Raw genomic sequence first — 21,430 nt, forward strand, 5'->3', positions numbered from 1 at the left:
GCGGCTAGGCCTTGCAGAAGTCCGCGATCAGGTCGGCGGGGGCGCCGGCGGGGCACGGATCAAAGGTGAAAATCACCAGGGTGCCGAGCACAATGATCACGACGGATGCAACGTAGAGGATGGTCTTCAGCGCCATCCGGGTGGAGTTCTTGTCTGCGTAGTCGTTGATGATCACGCGGACACCGTTGGTTCCGTGGAGCATGGCCAGCCAAAGCATGACCAGGTCCCAGACCTGCCAAAGCGGGCTCGCCCACTTGCCGGCAACAAAACCAAAGTCAATGGCCTTGACGCCGTCGCCCACCATGAGGTTGACGAAGAGGTGGGTGAAGATCAGCACGATGAGGAGGGCACCGGAGATGCGCATGAACAGCCATGCGATCATCTCGAAGTTGCCTTTTCCACCCGCAGTGCGCGCGTACTTGGGGGCGATTCGGCCGGAGCGCGGAGCCTCGACGGAGACGGCTTCGTTGGTTGATGTACTCATGGCTTAGTGACCCCCGAAAATGATGGGAAGGGTACGAACGGAGAAAACGATCATGGTGACCGCCCACAGGCCGACGACGCTCCACAGCATCTGGCGCTGGTACTTGGGGCCCTTCTTCCAGAAGTCAATCAGGATCACACGCACGCCGTTAAAGGCGTGGAACACGATGGCGGCGACGAGGCCGATCTCGCCGAGGCCCATGATGGGGTTCTTGTATGAACCGATCACCACGTTGTAGGCCTCCGGTGAAACACGCACCAGTGAGGTATCCAAAACGTGGACCAAAAGGAAGAAGAAGATCACCACGCCGGTAATACGGTGTGCAACCCACGACCACTGGCCTTCACGGCCGCGGTAGAGCGTGCCTGCTGGTAACTTCGACACTGAATTTTCCTCCCTGCGACGCAGCGGCGCTGGCGTGTTTTCCACGCAGTGATGACGCCGGTGCGACAGCAATATAAGCTCAAGCATAATCTAGGTCCCCCGCTGGGCGCTTTCAATTTAGGTGGCCCTATCATGTGACCCTCGTTACACTGCGTGACACTGATGACTGCGGACTCCGAGCGTCACTCCGGGCTGCACCGGGCGCCGTCGGCTAATCTTGGCTCTGATGAATACCGAACCGACAAACCCTGATCCTTCCGCAGCGGACTTCGACCGCTTTTACGGCGTCATTCCTGCGGGCGGAGTTGGCACGCGCCTGTGGCCGCTGTCCCGGGCCGCTGCCCCCAAGTTTCTCCACGACCTGACAGGGTCGGGGTCCACACTGATCCGGGCCACCTATGACCGTCTGCGTCCGCTCAGCGGTGACCGCGTCATGGTGGTGACCGGTACGCTGCACCGCCAGGCGGTGCGCAAGCAACTTCCCGAGATCTCCAATGAAAACCTTGTTCTGGAGCTGGAGCCCAAGGATTCTGCTGCGGCCATCGGGCTCGCGGCAGCCATCCTCTTTAAAAGGGATCCGCACATCATCATGGGTTCCTTTGCGGCGGACCAGGTCATTGCACCGGTGGACGTCTTCCAGGACGCGGTGCGGGAGGCGATCCACACTGCAGCGCAGGGGTTCATCGTCACGATCGGCATCCACCCCACCCACGCCGCCACCGGATTCGGGTACATCCGTGCAGGTGATCCGCTGGAGATTGCAGGGGCGCCGAGTGCGCACTCGGTCGTTGAATTCGTGGAGAAGCCCTCGGAAGAGGTGGCGCGGACCTACCTGAAGAACGGGCATTACAGCTGGAACGCAGGAATGTTCGTGGCGCCGGTGGACCTGATGCTCAAGCACCTGGAAGCGAACGAGCCGGAACTCTACATCGGCCTGATGGAGATAGCCGAGGCTTGGGACACTCCGAAGCGGCGTGAAGTGGTGCGCCGGGTCTGGCCCACGCTGCCCAAGATCGCGATTGATTACGCCGTAGCGGAGCCCGCAGCGGCTGCCGGCGATGTCGCCATGATCCCGGGCATCTTTAATTGGGACGACGTCGGAGACTTCGCCGCAATCGGCCGCCTGAACCCAGCAGAGGAAAACAGCGACCTCACCGTGATGGGTGAAGGCGCTCGGGTTTACTCGGAGAATGCCTCAGGAATCGTGGTGTCGGACACCAAGCGGGTAATCGCCCTGATCGGCATAGAGGATGTTGTCATCGTCGACACCCAGGACGCGTTGCTGGTCACCACCAAGGAACATGCCCAGGAAGTAAAAAAGGCCGTGGAGCATCTGAAGGCCAGCGGGGACACCGACGTCCTGTAACGGGCTTCATTTGGACGCGTAACACAGAACATCGTCACACGGTTCCCGTAACAGGAGCCTCAGTGGCTACCCTAGAAAATGTGTCTACAATCCCACTGAACAGTTCATCGGTACCCTCCATGCGGGGGAGCGTCGCACCGATTCTGGGTGAGCTGATCGCGTTCCGCCGGGACCTTCACCAGCACCCGGAATTGTCGACGAAGGAATTTCGCACGACGGACCGCATCGTTGAGGCTCTGGAAGCGGCAGGCCTGCACCCGGTCCGGCTGGAAGGCACGGGTGCCTACGTGGACATCGGGGACGGGCCGCTGCTGATTGGCCTGCGTGCCGACATTGACGCGCTGCCGGTGCTCGAGGAGACCGGACTGCCGTACGCGTCCGTCAACACCGGCATCACCCATGCCTGTGGCCATGACATCCACACCACGGTGATGGTGGGCGTGGCGCAGATCCTGGCCAAGCTCAACGACGCGGGAGCCCTCGGCGGACGGGTCCGGATTGTTTTTCAGCCCGCTGAAGAGGTCATGCCCGGCGGTGCGCTGGGCGTCATCAAACAAGGTGTCCTGGAAGGGATGCCTCGGATCCTGGCGCTGCACTGCGATCCGCGGATCGACGTTGGGCAGGTGGGCACCCGGATTGGGGCCATTACCTCGGCATCGGACACCATCCGCATTGAACTGACCGGCCGCGGCGGCCACACCTCCCGGCCGCACCTCACCGAGGACCTCGTCTTTGCACTGGCGGAGATCGCCGTCAGCGTCCCCGCCGTGCTGTCCCGCCGCATCGATGTGCGCAGCGGAGTGTCGGTTGTCTGGGGCCAAATGCATGCCGGCTCCGCGCCCAACGCCATTCCCGCGCACGGCTTTATGGCCGGAACCATGCGCTGCCTGGACGCTGAAGCCTGGTACGCAGCCGGGGAACTGCTGGACGACGTCGTCCGCCAGATAGCTGCGCCCTTCGGCGTGGATGTGACGCTGGAACACACCCGGGGCGTGCCGCCGGTCATTAATACTGACGCGGAGACGAGCCTGATCGAGGTCGCAGCACGCGCGGAACTGGGGGAGGACTCCATCGTCCTGGCGCCGCAGTCTATGGGCGGCGAGGACTTCGCCTGGATGACGCAGGCCGTGCCCGGTGCTCTGATGCGGCTGGGGACGCGCACGCCCGGCGGCGAAACCTATGACCTGCACCGCGGCGACTACGACCCTGATGAGCTGGCAATCAGCACCGGCGTCAGCGTGATGGCAGCGGCCGCGGTACGGGCTGCGCGGAGATTGCGGCACTAGCCCCAGGCTGGCCCCCTTGTTGCACCTGCCCGGCAGACGTATCGCGTCATTTGCTTGCAAATAATAACAACATGTAAACAAATTCATCCCCTGAGCGTTATTTGCATCACGGTGTGTGTTGCAGGACATAGGATGGCCTTGCCGCGATCCACCGATGGACGGAGCGCTGCGCCACGCGATGCCCCGCTTCTCCCTGGAGCGGGCAGGAACAGAGTGACTCTGTGTGTGGACCCCATTTTCTTTCCTGGAGGAACATTGAAGAACTTCCCGCGCAGCTTCAAGCGCAACGCCGGCGTTTCCGCCGCCATGCTGGGCGTTTCGGCGCTCCTGCTCTCCGGCTGCGGCGCCGCCCCCGAAGAAGAGGACAGCTCCTCCGAGGCCGCGGGCAGCGCGAACAGCGACTTCACCGCCTGCATCGTTTCCGATGAGGGCGGCTTTGATGACCGCTCGTTCAACCAGTCCAGCTATGAGGGTCTGAAGGCTGCAGAGAAGGATCTGGGCGTCACGGTCCGCGAAGCCCAGTCCCAGTCCGAGACTGACTTCCTTCCGAACCTGGACTCCATGATCAGCGAAGGCTGCAACCTCACGGTAACGGTCGGCTTCCTGCTGGCGGATGCCACGAAGTCCGTCGCGGAGGCGAACCCGGACCGGAACTTCGCCATCGTTGATGACAACAGCATCGAGCTGGACAACGTCAAGCCGATCATCTACGACACGGCAGAAGCTGCCTTCCTGGCCGGCTACGTAGCGGCCGGCACCTCCGAAACCGGCAAGGTGGCCACCTACGGCGGCATCAACATCCCCACCGTAACCATCTTCATGGACGGCTTCGCCGACGGCGTGGAGTACTACAACGAGCAGAACGACGCCGATGTAGCGCTGCTGGGCTGGAACAAGGCCGATCAGACCGGATCCTTCGTGGGTAACTTCACGGATACCGTGGCCGGTAAGACCACCACCCAGAGCTTCCTCAACGAGGGCGCCGACATCATCATGCCGGTTGCCGGCCCCGTTGGCGACGGCACCCTGGACGCCATTGTCGAAGCCAATGCAAACGGCGGCAACAACAAGGTCATCTGGGTTGACTCCGACGGTTTCGAGACCAACGACAAGGGCACCGAGTACATCCTGACCTCGGTCATGAAGCTCATGGGCGAAGCCGTTGAAGAGGTCATCACCACCGACGTCGAGGGCAGCTTCGACGCTGAGCCGTACATCGGCACCCTGGAGAACGGCGGCGTTGCACTGGCTCCGTACCACGACCAGGAAGATGCCGTTCCGGCCGACGTCAAGTCAGCTGTGGACGAGATCAAGGCCAAGATCATCTCCGGTGAGATCACCGTGGAATCTGCCGCCAGCCCCCAGTAACAAGGGGTAAGCGGCACCTGAACCGCCGTTCGTCCGGCTGCGTTGCAGCGGGGGGACGGCGGTTCATTCTGTTCCGGGTACTCTCCATAGAGAGAAGCCCACACACTCAGACACAAACAGATTGGTTGGGGTTGTGAAACTCGAACTCAAGGGCATCACCAAGCGCTTCGGCACCCTGGTTGCCAACGACCACATAGACCTGGTCATCGAACCGGGTCAGGTCCACAGCCTCCTCGGGGAGAACGGCGCGGGCAAATCCACGCTCATGAATGTCCTCTACGGCCTTTACGAACCCACCGAAGGCCAGATCCTGATCAACGGCAAACCCGTTGTCTTCTCCGGTCCCGGGGACGCCATGGCGGCCGGAATCGGCATGGTCCATCAGCATTTCATGCTGGTGCCGGTCTTCACCGTCGCGGAAAACGTGGCGCTGGGACATGAAAGCACCAAGTTTGCCGGCACGCTGAACCTTGAAGCCACCCGCACACGTATCCGGGAGATTTCTGACCAGTACGGGTTCGACGTCGATCCCGATGCCGTGGTGGAAGACCTGCCGGTGGGCGTGCAGCAGCGCGTGGAAATCATCAAGGCGCTGATTCGTGACGCTGAAGTCCTGATCCTCGACGAGCCCACTGCAGTGCTCACGCCGCGGGAAACCGACGAACTGCTGGCCATCATGCGGCAGCTGTGCGACGACGGGAAATCGGTGGTCTTCATCTCGCACAAGCTGCGTGAGGTCAAGGCGGTTTCCGACGTCATTACCGTGATCCGGCGCGGCAAGGTGGTGGGTGATGCGCCTCCCAGCGCTTCGACCACCGAGCTGGCCTCGATGATGGTGGGCCGCTCCGTCAGCCTGAACCTCAATAAGGCCCCTGCGGAGCCCGGCGCCAACACCTTCTCCATCCGAGACCTGGTGGTGCGCTCCGACACCGGACAGGCCGTCGTCGACCACGTAAGCCTCGACATTGCCAAGGGCGAGATCCTCGCCGTCGCCGGCGTCCAGGGCAACGGGCAGACCGAGCTGACCGAGGCCATTATGGGCCTGCAGAACCACGTCACCGGCTCCATTCTGCTGGACGGCAATGAACTCGTGGGACGCAGGGTTGAGCAGGTTATCGACGCCGGCGTGGGCTTTGTGCCCGAAGACCGCAGCGTTGACGGCCTCGTTGGCACCTTCACCGTCGCTGAGAACCTGATCCTCAACCGCTACAACAAGGCCCCGTTTGCACGCGGGTTGTCCATGCGGCCGGCGGTTGTGGCAGCCAACGCCGGAGAAAAGATCGAGGAGTTCGATATCCGGACCCAGTCCGCCGAGGCGGCAGCGGGAACACTTTCGGGCGGTAACCAGCAGAAGGTAGTCATGGCGCGTGAGCTCTCGCGTCCGCTGTCGCTGTTCATTGCCTCCCAGCCGACCCGCGGCGTCGACGTCGGGTCCATCGAGTTCCTGCACAAGCGGATCGTGGCAGAGCGCGACGGCGGGACCCCGGTTCTGATCGTGTCCACCGAGCTTGACGAGGTTCTGGAACTGGCCGACCGCATCGCCGTGCTGTACGGCGGCAAAGTCATGGGAATTGTCCCGGGCAACACCTCACGCGATGTCCTGGGCCTCATGATGGCCGGGATGCGCGCTGACGAAGCACTTTCGCACGAACGCGAGACTAAGGGAGGGGCGCAGTGAGCCCGGAGGAGAAAAACAGGCAGCCGGGCGAACCAGCCCATCGGAAAGAGGAAGCAGAGGCCGAAGAGATGCGGCTGCTGACCGCTGCCGAAACCGCAGGCGGGGCGCTGCCGCCGCCGCCCGTTCCGGTCCCCGAAACAGAGTTGCACCCGGAAGAGAAGCAGGCATCGGTCCTGCACCGCATCGTCACGGGCGACGCACTGGTTTCAGTGCTGGCAGTGGTGATGGCGCTGATCGTCGGCGGGCTGCTCATCGCGCTCACTGACGAGGACGTTGCCGAATCAGCGGGGTACTTCTTCTCCCGGCCCGGGGACCTGCTGGGTGCTGCCTGGTCGGCTGCCTCCGGCGCCTATGCCGCCCTGTTCCAGGGATCAATCTTCAACTTTAAAGCCGATTCCTTCTCCCGGATGATCTATCCGCTGACCCAGACCCTGACGGTTGCAACACCGCTGATCTGTGCCGGGCTCGGCGTGGCCCTGGCCTTCCGGGCCGGTCTGTTCAACATCGGTGCGCAGGGCCAGATCATCATTGGCGCCACTCTGGCCGCATGGGTTGGGTTCAGCTGGCACCTGCCGGTTGGCCTGCACCTGATAGTGGTCATCCTCGCCGGAGCAATCGGCGGCGCAGTCTGGGGCGGCATTGCCGGCCTGCTCAAGGCACGCACCGGCGCGCACGAGGTCATCGTGACCATCATGCTCAACTACATCGCGATCCAGCTGGTGCTCTTCCTGCTGACCACTCCGGGTTTCCAGCGCCCGGGATCCACCAACCCGATCAGCCCGCAGCTTGACGACACCGCCATGTTCCCGCCGCTGCTGGGCAGCGGCTTCCGCCTGCACTGGGGTTTCATCATGGCCATCGCAGCCACAGTCTTCATCTGGTGGCTGTTGAACCGCTCAACCGTTGGCTTTGAACTGCGCGCAGTGGGCGCCAACCCTGCGGCTGCGCGGAACGCCGGCATCAGCACCACCAAGGGCTATGTCATCGTGATGCTCATTGCCGGCGCACTGGCCGGTCTCGCCGGCGTCGCGCAGGTCTCCGGCACCGAGAAGGTGCTGACCTCCGGGGTGGCCGCGAGCTTCGGCTTCGATGCCATCACGGTGGCGCTGCTGGGCCGTTCTTCCCCGTGGGGAACGTTCGCTGCAGGCCTGCTGTTCGGCGCTTTCCGCGCCGGCGGTGTCACCATGCAGACCAGCACCGGCACCAACATTGACATTGTGCTGGTGGTCCAGTCGCTGATCGTCCTGTTCATTGCTGCACCGCCGCTGGTCCGTTCCATCTTCCGCATTCCGCCGCCCGGTGCCTTCAAGACGGCCGGCAAACGCAGCACCAAGAAAGCCAACGCAGCCGGAGGAGCAGCATGAGCACCGCAACCGCACCCGCTTCCACCGGCCGTCCGGCCGCATCCGAGGCCATCCGGAGCTGGAAGACACCCATCATTCTGGGCGTCCTGGCGATCCTCGGCTTCATCCTCTTCGGGCTGGCAGCGCCGTCTTCCGACGTCACCTTCCGCCTTACCGAGGACAACGCAGCCATCCAGCTGCCCAACCTCGTGGTCTCGGCGCCCGTCCTGGGCTGGATCGCCTCGGTGGTTCTGCTGGCCTCGGCTGCTTACGCAGCCGTTTTGGTCAGCCGGTACCAGCGCATTCCGGTCTGGCTCATTGCCGTGTTTGCGGTGTTCTTCATCGCAGCCTTCCTGACCTGGTCCATCGGCAGCGCCCGCAGCCCCAGCGTTGCCCTTTACGGCCTGCTGGCGGGGTCCTTCACCCTGGCCTTCCCGCTGATCTTCGGTTCACTCTCCGGGGTGCTCTGCGAACGCTCCGGCGTGGTGAACATTGCCATTGAGGGACAGCTGCTCTTCGGTGCATTTGCCGCCGCCGTTGCCGGATCGCTGTCCGGCAACGCGTTCGTGGGACTCTTCGCCGCAGCCGTTGCCGGTGTGCTGGTGTCCCTGGTGCTGGCCGTCTTCAGCATCAAGTACATCGTGAACCAGGTGATCGTCGGCGTCGTCCTGAACGTGCTGGTCTCCGGTCTCACGGGCTTCCTGTTCTCCACGGTCCTGGCTACGGATGCGGCCAAGTGGAATTCCCCGCCGCGCCTGCCGTCCATTCGGATCCCGCTGCTGGCGGATATCCCCATCATCGGCCCGATCCTGTTCAACCAGTCCGTGATCGGGTACCTGATGTACGTTGCCGTGGCAGCCATCTACTTTGGCCTGTTCCACACCAAATGGGGCCTGCGCACCCGGGCAGTGGGCGAGCACCCCAAGGCAGCTGACACCCTGGGCGTGAACGTGAACCGCACCCGGTTCCTGAACGTCCTGCTCGCCGGCTCGGTAGCCGGCGTCGGCGGCGCGTTCTTCACCCTGGTGGCTGTCTCCTCCTTCAACCGGGACATGACGTCCGGTCAGGGATACATCGCCCTGGCGGCGCTCATCCTGGGACGGTGGAATCCGATCGGGGCGCTGTTCGCAGCGCTGCTGTTCGGCTTCGCCTCCAACCTGCAGTCGGTGCTGAGCCTGCTCGGCACCCCGGTCCCGAACCAGTTCCTGGCCATGCTGCCGTACGTAGTGACCATCTTCGCCGTCGCCGGCGTGGTGGGGAAGTCGCGCGGCCCTGCCGCGAGCGGCATACCGTACATCAAGGGGTGACCAAAGGAAGGCGCCCTTTCCGGCAATTACTGCCGGAAAGGGCGCCTTCCCTTAACCCGCACAACCAAAGGCCGCCGGCCTGAACCGGCGAAACTGCTTCAAGTGAGGAAGCCATGACAGAAAACACCGAAACCCCCGCCCCTGTGGACTGGGCCGAACTCACGGAGACGGCCCGCGCGGCACTGGCCCACGCCTACGTTCCCTATTCGAAGTACCCGGTGGGAGCGGCCGCCATCACCGATGACGGCCGGATCATCTCCGGGTGCAACGTGGAAAACGCCTCCTACGGTCTCACCCTCTGCGCCGAATGCGCACTGGTCAGTTCCCTGCACATGACCGGGGGAGGACGCCTGGCAGCGTTTGTCTGCGTGGACGGCGCCGGAGAAATCCTCATGCCGTGCGGCCGATGCCGGCAGCTGCTGTACGAATTCCGGGCACCGGGCATGCAGCTGCTCACCGTCAGCGGCATCAAGACCATGGACCAGGTCCTGCCTGACGCCTTCGGCCCCCAACATCTGGAAGGATAACCACCATGAGTGCTGAGAAGTTTGACGCCGTGGACATTATTGGAATCAAGCGGGACCGGGGCGTGTTGTCACCGGAACAAATTGACTGGACCATCGATGCCTACACCCGCGGGGCCATCGCTGATGAACAGATGGCCGCACTGAACATGGCCATCCTGCTCAACGGGATGACCCGCTCCGAGATTTCCCGGTGGACAGCAGCCATGATTGCCTCCGGGGAGCGGATGGACTTTTCCTCCCTGGGCAAGCCGACCACCGACAAGCATTCCACCGGCGGCGTGGGGGACAAGATCACCCTGCCGCTGGCACCCCTGGTTGCCGTCTTCGGCGTCGCCGTTCCGCAGCTTTCCGGGCGCGGGCTGGGCCACACCGGCGGAACCCTGGACAAGCTCGAAGCCATTCCCGGCTGGCGTGCCGACCTGTCCAACGAGGACCTGATGAAGCAGCTGGCCGACGTCGGCGCCGTCATCTGCGCCGCCGGCGCGGGCCTGGTCCCGGCGGACAAGAAGCTCTACGCACTGCGCGACGTCACCGGAACGGTGGAAGCCATCCCGCTGATTGCCTCCTCCATCATGAGCAAGAAGATCGCCGAGGGAACCGGCTCGCTCATCCTGGACGTGAAGGTGGGCTCCGGAGCGTTCATGAAGGACGAGGAGAACGCCCGCGAGCTGGCCGAGACAATGGTGGCGCTGGGCAAGGACGCCGGCGTCAACACGGTGGCACTGCTGACAAACATGGCCACGCCGCTGGGCCTCACCGCCGGAAACGCCATTGAGGTGCAGGAATCCGTGGACGTCCTGGCCGGCGGCGGCCCGGAAGACGTCGTGGAACTGACCGTGCGGCTGGCGGAGGAAATGCTGGCCGCCGCCGGCCTGCCCGACGCCGATCCGGCAGCCGCCCTGAAGGACGGCCGTGCCATGGACGTGTGGAAGCGCATGATTTCCGCTCAGGGCGGCGACCCCGACGCCGCACTGCCGCAGGCACGTGAATCCGAGACCATCTATGCACCCGCTGACGGTGTGCTGCTGGAACTGGATGCCCTGTCCGTGGGTGTCGCCGCATGGCGGCTCGGAGCAGGACGGGCGCGGAAGGAAGACGCGGTCCAGGCAGGCGCCGGTGTCCGGATGCATGCCAAGCCGGGCGCCCAGGTCCGGGCCGGCCAGCCGCTCATGACCCTGCTGACGGATACGCCGGAGAAATTCGAGCGTGCCAAGGAAGCCTTGGAAAACGCCGTCGTCATCGGTCCCGAAGGGTCCCGTCCCGCGCAGAAGCTGATCATCGACCGCATCAGCTGACTGTCCCGGATACTTAACCGCCCGCCACCCCGCCGCCGGCGGGTTGGCGGGCACCAATGCGTTGGTGGCATCGTTGTAGGTACCAGAGACCGATTCCGAGGAGAGACGCCTGCACGTGCTGAGCGCCGCAATGGACAGTATTAACAACTTCATCCTGACGTCCGCCGACGCTTGGTGGGTCTACTTGGTGCTGTTTACCTTCTGCCTGATTGACGGATTCTTTCCGCCCGTGCCGAGCGAATCCATCGTGGTGGGACTGGCCGCGCTGGTGGCCACCGGCGCCGGCCCCAACCCTTGGCTGCTGATGGCGGCAGCCGCTGGCGGCGCTTTCCTGGGCGACAATCTCGCCTATCTGATGGGGCGGGGAATCGGTATTGAACGCTTCCGCTGGATGCGGGGACCACGGATGCAGCGCGGATTCGTCTGGGCCCGCAGGGAGCTGGACAAGCGTGCTGTCTCCCTCATTCTGGTGGCCCGTTTCATTCCCATCGGCCGTGTGGTCGTTAACCTCACCGCCGGAGCGACCGGTTTCCCGCGGCGGCTCTTTGTGGGCCTGACCGCGATGTCGGCGGTGCTGTGGGCGGCTTACAGTGTTGCCGTTGGAGCAGTGGCCGGCACCTGGTTCAAGGACAATCACCTGCTGGGTGTTGTGGTTGCCATTGCGGTTGCCATGGTGCTGGGCCTGATCATCGACCGGGTCATCACCAAGCTCCGCGGCCCCACACCGCTGCAGACCAACCGGGACGCGGCTCGTTTGCGTGTCCAAGCGGCTCGGGCAGCCCAGTCATCAACCGCATCCCAGTCTTCAACCACCCGCCGGACCGATGGCGGCACCGAGGGTGCCCGGCATGCCGATGACACCAAGCAGGACACTGAAAACCGGGCCGAAACACCCTGAACGCGGCCCGCCCCGAACAGTGCCGCAGCTCACGTAGAGTTGGAACCGTGACTGAGCCTATTCTTCTTCCTGCCTCTGACCAGACCCTCGACATCCGCAACCTGCCCAAGGTTTCACTGCACGACCATCTTGACGGCGGGCTGCGTCCCGCAACGATCATCGAGCTGGCCGCACAGGCCGGACACGATTTGCCCTCCACAGATCCGGTGGAGCTGGGGGAGTGGTTCCGCGAGTCCGCGGATTCGGGCTCCCTGGTCCGGTATCTGGAAACGTTTGACCACACGATTGCCGTAATGCAGACCCGTGAGGGCCTGGCGCGGGTGGCCCGTGAATTCGTTGAGGACCTCGCCGACGACGGCGTGGTCTACGCCGAAATCCGCTGGGCACCGGAGCAGCACCTCAAGGGCGGACTGAGCCTGGACGAGGCCGTGGAAGCGGTCCAGGACGGCCTGGACGCTGGAGTGGATGTCGTGGAAGCGCAGGGGCGCCTGATCCAGGTGGGCCAGCTCCTCACCGCCATGCGCCATGGCGACCGCGGCATGGAAATTGCAGAACTGGCCGTCCGGCACCGCCACAACGGAACCGTGGGCTTTGATATTGCCGGCGCAGAGGACGGCTTCCCGTCCTCCCGCTTCGCGGACGCTTTCACCTATCTGGCGGAGAACCAGTTCCCCGTTACTGTGCATGCCGGCGAGGCTGCCGGGGTGGACAGCATCAAGGATGCCCTGGTGCACGGGCGCGCACTGCGCCTGGGACACGGCGTGCGGATCGCCGAGGACATCGAGGTGGACTTCGACGACGATGCCGACGACGCCGGCAGCGCTTCAGAAGGCCTTGGAGATGACACCGCGGTGGGCATGGTGACCATTGGACAGGTGGCCGGCTGGGTCCGGGACCGCGGGATTCCGCTGGAAATCTGCCCCTCCTCGAACCTGCAGACCGGTGCCATCACCTCCTTCGGCGCGGATATCGAATCCCACCCGATCGACCTGCTGTACCAGACGGGTTTCCAGGTCACGGTGAACACCGACAACCGCCTGATGAGCGGTGTCACGCTGACCGGCGAATTCGAGCTGCTGGCCGAAGCCTTCGACTATGACCTGGATGACATTCTGGAACTCACCATGAACGCCGTGGACGCCGCGTTCCTTCCGCTGGAAGAACGCGACGCGCTGGCTGCCTATGTGACGGAAGGCTTCAACCAGGCCCGTGGCTGATTCAGCGCCCAACAGCGACAGCGATGACCTGGGCCGGCGGTTCACCCGCCTGGCCAGAATCATCGCCGTCCTGCGTGAACGCTGCCCGTGGACGGCCGCGCTGACGCACGAGTCCCTGCTGGAGTACCTCGTCGAGGAAGCCTACGAGGTTGTCGAGGCGGTGGAAGCAGGTCACACCGGTCCGCAGGATGCCGATGAGCTCTCCGGAGAGCTGGGCGACGTCCTGTTCCAGGTTCTGCTGCACGCCCGCCTGCAGGAAGAATCCGGTCATTTTGGCATCGGGGACGTGGTGGATGCCCTGACCGCCAAGATGATCCGCCGCAATCCCCATGTCTTTGCCCCGGACGGCTCCGTCAGAACGGAAACCACTGACGATCCCGAGGAAATTGAACGCGCCTGGGATGAGGTCAAGAAGAGGGAAAAACCCGGTCGGACCTCGCCGTTCGACGGTATCCCGGCAGGACTGCCGGCGCTTTTGCTGGCGGCTAAAACCCTGGACCGGGCCCGGCGCGCCGGGCGAGAGGTTCCGCCGGCCGCACCGGACCCAGCTCCGGAGCGTATGTGGCGGGGTTCCGACGAGCTGGGAGACCACCTGTTCGACGTCGTGCGCCAGGCGCAGGCGCAGGGTCTGGACGCGGAAGCCGCGCTGCGTGCCGCAGTGCGCCGCTTTACGGCCGGGCAATAGGGTGTTCAGCGTTTCAGTGCAACCGGGTATAAGTCGGATTGGCGCCCAAGGGCCTTACTAAGGCGCCGGTTTCAACTAGGCTGGAAGCAGACAGCGTGGCCCGTTTCATAGGCCGGGCTCAAGTTACCCCTAGCGTTCCAACGAACAGGAGCATTCCCATGGCAATCATTGATGCCATTCACGCCCGCGAAATCCTGGATTCCCGCGGAAACCCCACCGTTGAGGTAGAGGTTCTGCTCGATGATGACACGTTCGGCCGCGCGGCGGTCCCCTCCGGCGCTTCCACCGGTGCCTTCGAAGCCAATGAGCGCCGCGACGGCGAAAAGACCCGTTACCAGGGCAAGGGTGTCCTGCAGGCCGTTGAAGCGGTCATCGAGCAGATCCAGCCCGCACTGCTGGGCTTCGACGCCGCCGACCAGCGCGCCATCGACCAGGCCATGATCGACCTGGACGGAACCGAGAACAAGTCCAGCCTGGGCGCCAACGCCATCCTCGGCGTGTCCCTGGCCGTGGCCCGCGCCGCCGCCGAATCCGCAGCCCTGCCGCTGTACCGCTACCTCGGCGGCCCGAACGCGCACATCCTGCCCGTGCCGCTGATGAACATCCTCAACGGCGGCTCGCACGCGGACTCCGACGTCGACATCCAGGAATTCATGATTGTGCCCCTGGGCGCACAGACCTACTCCGAGGGCCTGCGCTGGGGCGTTGAGGTCTACCACAACCTCAAGTCCGTGCTGAAGGAAAAGAACCTCTCCACCGGCCTTGGTGACGAAGGTGGTTTTGCTCCGAACCTGCCCTCCAACCGTGCAGCCCTGGACCTGATCCTCGAGGCCATCACCCGCGCCGGCTACACTCCCGGAACGGACATCGCCCTGGCCCTGGACGTTGCCTCCTCGGAATTCTTCAAGGACGGCGCCTATGTCTTCGAAGGACAGAACCGCACCGCCGAAGAAATGTCCGCGTACTACGAGGAACTGGTCCGCGACTACCCGCTGGTTTCCATCGAAGATCCGCTGGATGAAAACGACTGGGACGGCTGGGCTGCTCTGACGGCACGCCTGGGTGACAAGGTCCAGCTGGTGGGAGATGACCTCTTCGTCACCAACCCCGCCCGCCTGGAGACCGGCATCAAGATGAACGCCGCCAACTCCCTGCTGGTCAAGGTGAACCAGATCGGCACCCTTTCCGAAACCCTGGACGCCATCACCATGGCCCAGCGTGCCGGTTACACCACCATCACCTCGCACCGCTCCGGCGAGACCGAGGACACCACGATCGCTGACATCTGCGTGGCCACCAACGCCGGCCAGATTAAGACGGGTGCCCCTGCCCGCTCCGAGCGCGTAGCCAAGTACAACCAGCTGCTGCGCATCGAAGAAGAGCTCGACGACGCCGCACGTTACGCAGGACGCAGCGCGTTCCCGCGTTTCACGGCAGAGTAAGCCTGCTGCTGGTGGGTACCCTCGTTAACGAGGGTGCCCGCCAGTTGTGTTTAAATGCCGTTGTTCACCGCCGCCGGGCAGCCCACGCCAGTTTCGCTTATCAAGGAGTTTCATGCCCACCCGACGTCCGAAAGTTCCCAAGGCAGGATCCGGCGCGGACGGCTCCAACGCCGGTGGGCGCACCGGCCGCACTGCGGATAAGCCGGCCCGGCGACGGAACGCCGCCGCGGATCCGGACACCATCAGTGCAGTGAAACCGGTGGACAGCACGTCGGGCTCACCCAAGACGGACCCGCCCGGGACCGGCTCAGCCAGGACGGCCAAGCCGCGTGCAGCGAACACCGCAGCGCAGGCTGCCAAGCCCCGGGCGAAGACCGCCAAGCAGCCGTCCGCACCGGGAACCGGCGAGGACCCGGTGCAGGGCAAAGCTGCTGCCGCTGCCGGAAGGCTCCGCCGCCGGTCCCGGATTTTGTCCGAAGGCTCCGCCGCCGGACCGTCCGCGGAGGAAACCTCCGATGACCTGCGCCCCGTTCCGGCGAAGGCTTTCTCCGGGCGGTTGCTGGTCCTGGCCATGGTGACACTGGTGGTTACGGTGCTGTTGGCTCCCTCGGTGAACACCTACCTGCACCAGCGCTCGGACATTGCGGCCCTGGAAGCTGAGATTGCCGAACAGAAGGAAACCGCCCAGGCGCTGGAGGCCCGGCTGGAGCGGTGGGAGGATCCCAACTACATCAAGCAGCAGGCACGGGAGAGAATTTTCCTGGTGATGCCGGGGGAGAGCCGGTACCTGGTCAAGGGTGAGCACGGGGTGGAGGACGTGGAGCAGGAGGCACAGGAGCAGGAAGATGACCTGCAGTGGGTTGACGCGCTGTGGGACTCCGTCAAGAGGTCCGCCAACGCTCCCTAGGGTGCCTCCGTGCCGCCGGAACCGGACCCTGCGGCGCCGGCGGCGTTCTGCGCACAGTAATCTTAGAAGCGCAGTTATCAATCGCCCGGGCCTCGTCCAGGCCCCCAGGAAGGAACCTCCGGCATGACCCAGGAGCAGCTCACCCCCACCTCCGCAGACTTGGAGACCCTGAGCCGGCAGCTCGGCAGGCCGGCCCGCGACGTCGTCGAAATCGGTGCCCGCTGTGTCTGCGGCAACCCCCTTGTTGCCACCACGGCTCCGCGTCTGAGCAACGGCATTCCCTTCCCCACGACGTACTACTTGGCGCACCCGGTCATCACGGCCGCCGTATCCCGCCTCGAAGCCTCCGGCCTCATGGCCGAAATGACCGAGCGGCTGGAACAGGATCCCGAGCTCGCTGCCCGTTACAGGTTGGCGCACGAGGCCTACCTTCAGGTGCGCGATGAGATTGGTGCCCGCACCGGCGTCGGCCCGGTTCCCGAAATCGACGGCGTCTCCGCCGGCGGCATGCCCACCCGCGTTAAGTGCCTGCATGTGCTGGTGGGCCACTCCCTGGCCGCAGGTCCCGGCGTGAACCCGCTGGGCGACGAGGCGCTGGATCGCATCTCCGAATGGTGGACCCGGGATCGCTGCTATTGTGAGGGCGCGTGGGACACCACGGGTCCGGCGCCCAGCCGTGACCTGAGCCGGCACACCAAGACCCAGGGGCTTTCTCCCGAGGAACTGGATGCCAAGCGTGCCGCCCGCCGCGAGGCCACGGAGGCCGCCAACGCCGAACATCAGGGGGATGCCGTGCAGGACGAAGCCAGCGCACCACAGCAGCCGGACGCTGAACACAGTGGCCGGCCTGCCGCCCGCCCGACAACCCGGGTTGCGGCCGTTGACTGCGGAACAAACTCCATCCGCCTGCTCATCGCCGACGTGACGCAGGACGGCGGCGTGCCCAAACTGACCGACGTCGTCCGCCTGATGCGGGTCAACCGGCTGGGACAGGGCGTGGACGCCACCGGCCGGCTGGCACCCGAGGCCTTGGAGCGCACCTTCGAAGCAGCGGACGAGTATGCTGCCCTGATCCGCGAGCACGGTGCCGAGCGCACCCGGTTCGTGGCCACCTCAGCCAGCCGCGACGCGGAAAACCGTGAAGAGTTCGTGGCGGGAATCCGCCAGCGCCTGGGCGTGGAGCCCGAAGTCATCACCGGAGACGAAGAAGCGGCACTCTCCTTCGCCGGAGCCACCAGCGTGCTGGGTGCCGGCAACGGCTCCAAGACCCTGGTCGTGGACCTCGGCGGCGGCAGCACGGAATTTGTCCTGGGCACCTCGGACGGTGTGTTGGCCGCGAAAAGCACCAACATGGGCTGCGTACGTTTCACCGAACGCCACCTCATCTCCAACCCGCCCACCGAAGCGCAGATCGCGGCGGCGCGCGGAGAGGTCCTGGACATGATTGCCCAGGTGCTTCCTACGGTCCCCCTTGCAGACGCCGACCGTCTGGTGGGAGTCGCCGGCACCATCACCACAGTCACGGCCCACGCACTGCACCTGCCGGAGTATTCCGCCGAGGCGATCCACGGCACTGAGCTGGACGTAGCCCGGATTGACCAGTCAGCCCGCGAGCTGCTGCACATGGACAGGAACGCACGCGAGGCGTTGCCGTACATGCATCCGGGCCGCGTGGACGTGATCGGCGCCGGCGCCCTGATCTGGCAGACCATTGTGGACCGGGTCTCGGAACTGACGGACGGAAGGGTTACCTCCGCGGTCACCAGCGAGCACGACATCTTGGACGGCATAGCACTGAGCGCTGCGCGGTGACCCGGGCGTCGGCGGTTTCCGGACCGCGGCAGCGAAGGGGACGGGGCGGGATGCTGGTGGCTGCGCTGCTGGCGCTGACCTTCGTTCCGGCCGCCCCCGCTTCCGCTGACGAATGGCGGGACAAGCAGTACTGGCTCGCGGACTACGGGTTTGACGAGGCCTGGGCCGTGAGCCAGGGTGAGGGCGTGAAGGTGGCGGTCATCGACACCGGCATCGACCCCACCCACCCGGATTTGACCGGTGCGGTCACCGGAGGCACCGACGTTTCCGGTGCCGGAAACCCCGCCGGCAGCACTGGACTGGGCAACAACCCAGCGCACGGAACGCTGGTGGCAACGCTCCTGGCGGGGCGGGGGCATGCCCCCGCCGAGCCGGAGCCCACCGCTGCGCCGGAGAAGGATGCGGGGAAGGACACTGAGAAGACCCCGGCACCCGCCAAGAAAAAGAAGAACTCCGAGGGGATCATTGGCGTGGCACCCAAGGCCGAGCTGCTGGCGGTTTCGGCTTGGATTGGTCCGGACAATCCGGCGGGCATTCCGATCGAGGACCAGATCCCGGCTGCCATCAGGTGGTCCGTGGACAACGGCGCCAAGGTCATCAACATGTCCCTGGGCAGCAGTTCCCCCTCGTGGCCGGAAAGCTGGGACGACGCCTTCCTGTATGCCGAGCAGCAGGATGTGGTGGTGGTGGTCGCCGCCGGCAACCGCGGCGTCGGCATGGTCCAGGTGGGGGCCCCGGCCACCATTCCCGGTGTGCTGACCGTGGCAGGCGTGGATCGCAACGGCGAAGCAAGCCAGGATTCCTCCTCCGAAGGGATCAGCATTGGCGTTGCCGCTCCGGCTGAAGACCTGGTGGGCGGCCTGCCGGGCGGACCGGCCCGGTATGCGGGCTGGAGCGGAACCTCCGGAGCAGCTCCGCTGGTGGCGGGCACCGCAGCCCTGATCCGTTCCGCCTATCCGGAGATGAGCGCAGCGGATGTCATCAACCGCATCATCACCACGTCCCGCGACGCCGGCGCACCCGGGCAGGACACCCTCTACGGTTACGGGATCCTCGACGCGGGGGCGGCACTGACCGCCGACGTTCCGTCAGTGACTGCCAATCCGCTGGGCAACATTGCGGACTGGATTCGCATCCACCGCCGGGACACGTCCACCGCTCCGGCGGCGGACGCTCCGGTGGCTGTTGAACCGACGTCGCCGAACCTGCCCGAACCCACCGTGCCGGTGGCGCTGGTGCCCGGGGACAAGCCCGATCTGTTGCCGGGAACCCTTGTCCTGGGCTTCGGCGGATTGACCCTGGCGGTCGCTGCCGCAGGAGCGGTTGCCGTCGTCCGGGCACGCCGCCGGGACGCGGAAATCCCGCCCCCGGAGGACACGGACACAGGCGAGTTTGAGTCTTCCAAGGTCTCGTGAAGGTTTTCACAAACTAGGGGTAGCATGGGGGTATGGCATCTAAGACTCAGTTTTCAGACCGTCCCCGCGTCCTGGTGGTTGGTGGTGGTTACGTTGGGCTCTACGTAGCGAAGAACCTCCAGAACAAGGTCAAGGCTGAGGGTGGCATCGTCACCGTTGTGGACCCGCTGCCCTACATGACCTACCAGCCGTTCCTCCCCGAGGTTGCCGCAGGCACGATCGAAGCGCGTGACGCCGTCGTGTCCCACCGCATGCACCTGAAGAACACCGAACTGATCACCGGCAAGGTTGTTTCCATCAACCACGCCGCCCGCACAGCCGTGGTTGAACCGGCTGACGGCGGCGAAGCCTTCGAGCTCCCTTACGAGGACGTCGTCCTCGCGGCCGGCTCGATCACCCGCACCTTCCCGATCCCGGGTCTCGCCGAGGCCGGCATTGGCATGAAGACCATTGAAGAAGCAGTGGCCACCCGCAACCACGTGCTGGAGCGGATCGAAACCGCATCCCTGATGCCCGCCGGCCCGGAGCGCGAGCGCGCCCTGACCTTCGTCGTCGTCGGCGGCGGCTTTGCCGGCATTGAAACCCTCACCGAAATTGAGGACATGGCGCGCGACGCCGCACGGCTCAACGACCGCCTGAAGCGTGAAGACCTCCGCTTTGTGCTGATCGAAGCCATGGGCCGCGTCATGCCCGAGGTCAAGCCCGACCAGGCTGAGTGGGTTGTCTCCAGCATGCGCGAGCGCGGCATCGAGGTTCTGCTGAACACCTCGCTGGCATCGGCTGAGGGCGGCGTCCTGAAGCTCATCAACATGGCGGACAAGTCCCCGGCCGGCGAGTTCGGCACCGACACCCTGATCTGGACCGCCGGCGTGCAGGCCAACCCGATGGTCCGCGCCACCGACTTCCCGATCGACGACCGCGGCCGCGTGCGTGCCAACGCTGAACTGCGCATCACCGGCGACGACGGCCCCCTCGAAGGTGCCTGGGCTGCCGGCGACGTCTCGGCCGTTCCGGATCTCTCCGGCGGCGGCGTGGGCGGTTTCTGCGTTCCGAACGCCCAGCACGCCGTGCGTCAGGCCAAGCTTCTTGCCAAGAACATCGTGGCCGCCCGCTACGGCGAGGGCAGCGTCGAAGAGTACAACCACAAGAGCCTTGGTGCCGTTGCAGGCCTGGGCCAGTACAAGGGCGTCGCCAACATCATGGGCTTCGGCATGAAGGGCTTCCCGGCCTGGCTGGCACACCGCGGCTACCACGGCATGGCCATGCCCATGTTCGAGCGCAAGTTCCGCGTGGTCTCCGGCTGGCTGCTGAACGTGACCTTCCGCCGCGACCTGACCGACCTGCGCAACCTGAAGACCCCGCGTGCAGCCTTCCAGGCGGCTGCCACACCAGCCAAGAAGAAGGAAACGGTCAGCAAGTAGGTCTGGCCCTCCAACAGCGCGTACGACGGCGGTTCCTCCTTCGGGAGGGGCCGCCGTCGTTTTTTCCGAGGTGTTGCGTCCATCCAGTAGGCTTGACCAGAAGCTTTTGCTTCAGCCCCAGTAGCCCAATGGCAGAGGCAACAGACTTAAAATCTGCGTGTTGTCGGTTCGAGTCCGACCTGGGGTACCGCTGCGCCTAGGCAGTTTCCTGCGTGCGGCCGGGAGGATTCACCACTCCCGCCTCATCTGGATGTGCAACCCGCAGATGCGCCGTGACCATGCGCACCCCCTCTTCCTCCGTGTCAACGTCATGTTCCCAGCTGCACGAGCAGCACCTGGCATGCGGAGTGCCGTCCGCTGCCACGGACACGCCCCAGGCGTCGTCCGGCAGCAGGTAGAAGCCGCCGTAGGTGCCGGACCACTCCCGAAGCGGGGGTTCCCTCTGACTGGTGCTGCGCTGCTCGATCATGCAGGTAATTCGGAGTTGCGCGGTGTAAGGATGGCCCGAGCTTGCTCCCGCGGGGGAGTGCCCCGCCGAAGGACCTCTGTGTCCGTTGGGACGGCGCCACGGGCTGGGGTGTTATCCCCGTCTGAC

General features: G+C 64.9%; 18 protein-coding genes, 1 tRNA gene and 2 pseudogenes. 18 read left to right on the forward strand and 3 right to left on the reverse strand.

What is annotated here, in order from left to right; genetic code table 11:
• Positions 1-4: 4 nt before the first annotated feature.
• Positions 5-484, reverse strand: coding sequence for a succinate dehydrogenase hydrophobic membrane anchor subunit (locus tag MUG94_RS04395; RefSeq protein WP_227907963.1), 480 nt, complete (start codon positions 482-484; stop codon positions 5-7).
• A 3-nt stretch (positions 485-487) separates the two neighbouring features.
• Positions 488-868, reverse strand: coding sequence for a succinate dehydrogenase, cytochrome b556 subunit (gene sdhC / locus MUG94_RS04400; RefSeq protein WP_227891496.1), 381 nt, complete (start codon positions 866-868; stop codon positions 488-490).
• A 226-nt stretch (positions 869-1,094) separates the two neighbouring features.
• Here sdhC and MUG94_RS04405 point away from each other — a divergent pair, with 226 nt between their 5' ends.
• From MUG94_RS04405 to MUG94_RS04490, 18 genes and pseudogenes are all read left to right on the forward strand, one after another.
• Positions 1,095-2,234 (forward strand): mannose-1-phosphate guanylyltransferase, encoded by a 1,140-nt coding sequence (locus MUG94_RS04405; RefSeq protein ID WP_227907964.1) that lies wholly within the window; start codon positions 1,095-1,097, stop codon positions 2,232-2,234.
• 119 nt (positions 2,235-2,353) lie between these two features.
• A complete protein-coding gene (locus tag MUG94_RS04410; protein ID WP_227891825.1) occupies positions 2,354-3,520 on the forward strand; it encodes an amidohydrolase in 1,167 nt (388 codons plus the stop codon).
• Between the two features lie 255 nt (positions 3,521-3,775).
• A complete protein-coding gene (locus MUG94_RS04415; RefSeq protein ID WP_423724363.1) occupies positions 3,776-4,888 on the forward strand; it encodes a BMP family lipoprotein in 1,113 nt (370 codons plus the stop codon).
• 133 nt (positions 4,889-5,021) lie between these two features.
• On the forward strand, positions 5,022-6,566 hold the full coding sequence (locus MUG94_RS04420; RefSeq protein WP_227907965.1) for an ABC transporter ATP-binding protein: 1,545 nt from the start codon (positions 5,022-5,024) through the stop codon (positions 6,564-6,566).
• Between the two features lie 68 nt (positions 6,567-6,634).
• The gene (locus MUG94_RS04425) at positions 6,635-7,930 is read left to right on the forward strand and encodes an ABC transporter permease (RefSeq protein WP_104055502.1); all 1,296 of its coding nucleotides are present in this window, start codon (positions 6,635-6,637) and stop codon (positions 7,928-7,930) included.
• A complete protein-coding gene (locus tag MUG94_RS04430; protein WP_227907966.1) occupies positions 7,927-9,216 on the forward strand; it encodes an ABC transporter permease in 1,290 nt (429 codons plus the stop codon). The genes MUG94_RS04425 and MUG94_RS04430 overlap by 4 nt, the downstream gene beginning before the upstream one ends.
• Positions 9,217-9,329: 113 nt before the next feature.
• Complete coding sequence (locus MUG94_RS04435; RefSeq protein ID WP_227891492.1) at positions 9,330-9,743, forward strand: cytidine deaminase; 414 nt, start codon at positions 9,330-9,332, stop codon at positions 9,741-9,743.
• A gap of 5 nt (positions 9,744-9,748) precedes the next feature.
• Entirely contained in the window at positions 9,749-11,038 is a 1,290-nt protein-coding gene (locus MUG94_RS04440; protein ID WP_227907967.1) for a thymidine phosphorylase, read from the forward strand.
• A gap of 130 nt (positions 11,039-11,168) precedes the next feature.
• Positions 11,169-11,768 (forward strand): annotated as a pseudogene (locus MUG94_RS04445) (DedA family protein); the annotation flags it as partial.
• A 215-nt stretch (positions 11,769-11,983) separates the two neighbouring features.
• A complete protein-coding gene (locus tag MUG94_RS04450; RefSeq protein WP_227907968.1) occupies positions 11,984-13,153 on the forward strand; it encodes an adenosine deaminase in 1,170 nt (389 codons plus the stop codon).
• Entirely contained in the window at positions 13,146-13,838 is a 693-nt protein-coding gene (locus tag MUG94_RS04455) for a MazG nucleotide pyrophosphohydrolase domain-containing protein (RefSeq protein ID WP_227907969.1), read from the forward strand. Before MUG94_RS04450 ends, MUG94_RS04455 begins: the two co-directional genes overlap by 8 nt.
• A gap of 158 nt (positions 13,839-13,996) precedes the next feature.
• The gene (gene eno / locus MUG94_RS04460) at positions 13,997-15,280 is read left to right on the forward strand and encodes a phosphopyruvate hydratase (RefSeq protein ID WP_227891488.1); all 1,284 of its coding nucleotides are present in this window, start codon (positions 13,997-13,999) and stop codon (positions 15,278-15,280) included.
• A 112-nt stretch (positions 15,281-15,392) separates the two neighbouring features.
• Positions 15,393-16,187, forward strand: coding sequence for an FtsB family cell division protein (locus tag MUG94_RS04465; protein ID WP_227907970.1), 795 nt, complete (start codon positions 15,393-15,395; stop codon positions 16,185-16,187).
• Between the two features lie 123 nt (positions 16,188-16,310).
• Positions 16,311-16,905 (forward strand): annotated as a pseudogene (locus MUG94_RS17270) (DUF501 domain-containing protein); the annotation flags it as partial.
• Positions 16,906-16,910: 5 nt separating this feature from the next.
• Complete coding sequence (locus MUG94_RS17275; protein WP_432418093.1) at positions 16,911-17,999, forward strand: Ppx/GppA phosphatase family protein; 1,089 nt, start codon at positions 16,911-16,913, stop codon at positions 17,997-17,999.
• A 50-nt stretch (positions 18,000-18,049) separates the two neighbouring features.
• Positions 18,050-19,414 carry a S8 family serine peptidase gene (locus MUG94_RS04480; protein WP_227907971.1) on the forward strand — a complete coding sequence of 455 codons (1,365 nt, stop codon included), beginning with the start codon at positions 18,050-18,052 and terminating at the stop codon, positions 19,412-19,414.
• A 32-nt stretch (positions 19,415-19,446) separates the two neighbouring features.
• Entirely contained in the window at positions 19,447-20,835 is a 1,389-nt protein-coding gene (locus MUG94_RS04485; RefSeq protein WP_227891485.1) for an NAD(P)/FAD-dependent oxidoreductase, read from the forward strand.
• A 114-nt stretch (positions 20,836-20,949) separates the two neighbouring features.
• Positions 20,950-21,022 (forward strand) — tRNA-Leu (locus tag MUG94_RS04490).
• Positions 21,023-21,031: 9 nt separating this feature from the next.
• Here MUG94_RS04490 and MUG94_RS04495 read toward each other — a convergent pair.
• Positions 21,032-21,304 (reverse strand): DUF1059 domain-containing protein, encoded by a 273-nt coding sequence (locus MUG94_RS04495; RefSeq protein ID WP_227907972.1) that lies wholly within the window; start codon positions 21,302-21,304, stop codon positions 21,032-21,034.
• Between the last annotated feature and the right edge of the window lie 126 nt (positions 21,305-21,430).

The organism is Arthrobacter gengyunqii (assembly GCF_023022985.1).
Lineage (GTDB): Bacteria > Actinomycetota > Actinomycetes > Actinomycetales > Micrococcaceae > Arthrobacter_B > Arthrobacter_B gengyunqii.

Coding starts and splice junctions, on each gene's coding strand:
- MUG94_RS04395 (WP_227907963.1), bottom strand. CDS start 484: ATGAGTACATCAACCAACGAAGCCGTCTCCGTCGAGGCTCCGCGCTCC.
- MUG94_RS04405 (WP_227907964.1), top strand. CDS start 1,095: ATGAATACCGAACCGACAAACCCTGATCCTTCCGCAGCGGACTTCGAC.
- MUG94_RS04410 (WP_227891825.1), top strand. CDS start 2,354: ATGCGGGGGAGCGTCGCACCGATTCTGGGTGAGCTGATCGCGTTCCGC.
- MUG94_RS04425 (WP_104055502.1), top strand. CDS start 6,635: ATGCGGCTGCTGACCGCTGCCGAAACCGCAGGCGGGGCGCTGCCGCCG.
- MUG94_RS04430 (WP_227907966.1), top strand. CDS start 7,927: ATGAGCACCGCAACCGCACCCGCTTCCACCGGCCGTCCGGCCGCATCC.
- MUG94_RS04435 (WP_227891492.1), top strand. CDS start 9,330: ATGACAGAAAACACCGAAACCCCCGCCCCTGTGGACTGGGCCGAACTC.
- MUG94_RS04440 (WP_227907967.1), top strand. CDS start 9,749: ATGAGTGCTGAGAAGTTTGACGCCGTGGACATTATTGGAATCAAGCGG.
- eno (WP_227891488.1), top strand. CDS start 13,997: ATGGCAATCATTGATGCCATTCACGCCCGCGAAATCCTGGATTCCCGC.
- MUG94_RS04465 (WP_227907970.1), top strand. CDS start 15,393: ATGCCCACCCGACGTCCGAAAGTTCCCAAGGCAGGATCCGGCGCGGAC.
- MUG94_RS04480 (WP_227907971.1), top strand. CDS start 18,050: ATGCTGGTGGCTGCGCTGCTGGCGCTGACCTTCGTTCCGGCCGCCCCC.
- MUG94_RS04485 (WP_227891485.1), top strand. CDS start 19,447: ATGGCATCTAAGACTCAGTTTTCAGACCGTCCCCGCGTCCTGGTGGTT.
- MUG94_RS04495 (WP_227907972.1), bottom strand. CDS start 21,304: ATGATCGAGCAGCGCAGCACCAGTCAGAGGGAACCCCCGCTTCGGGAG.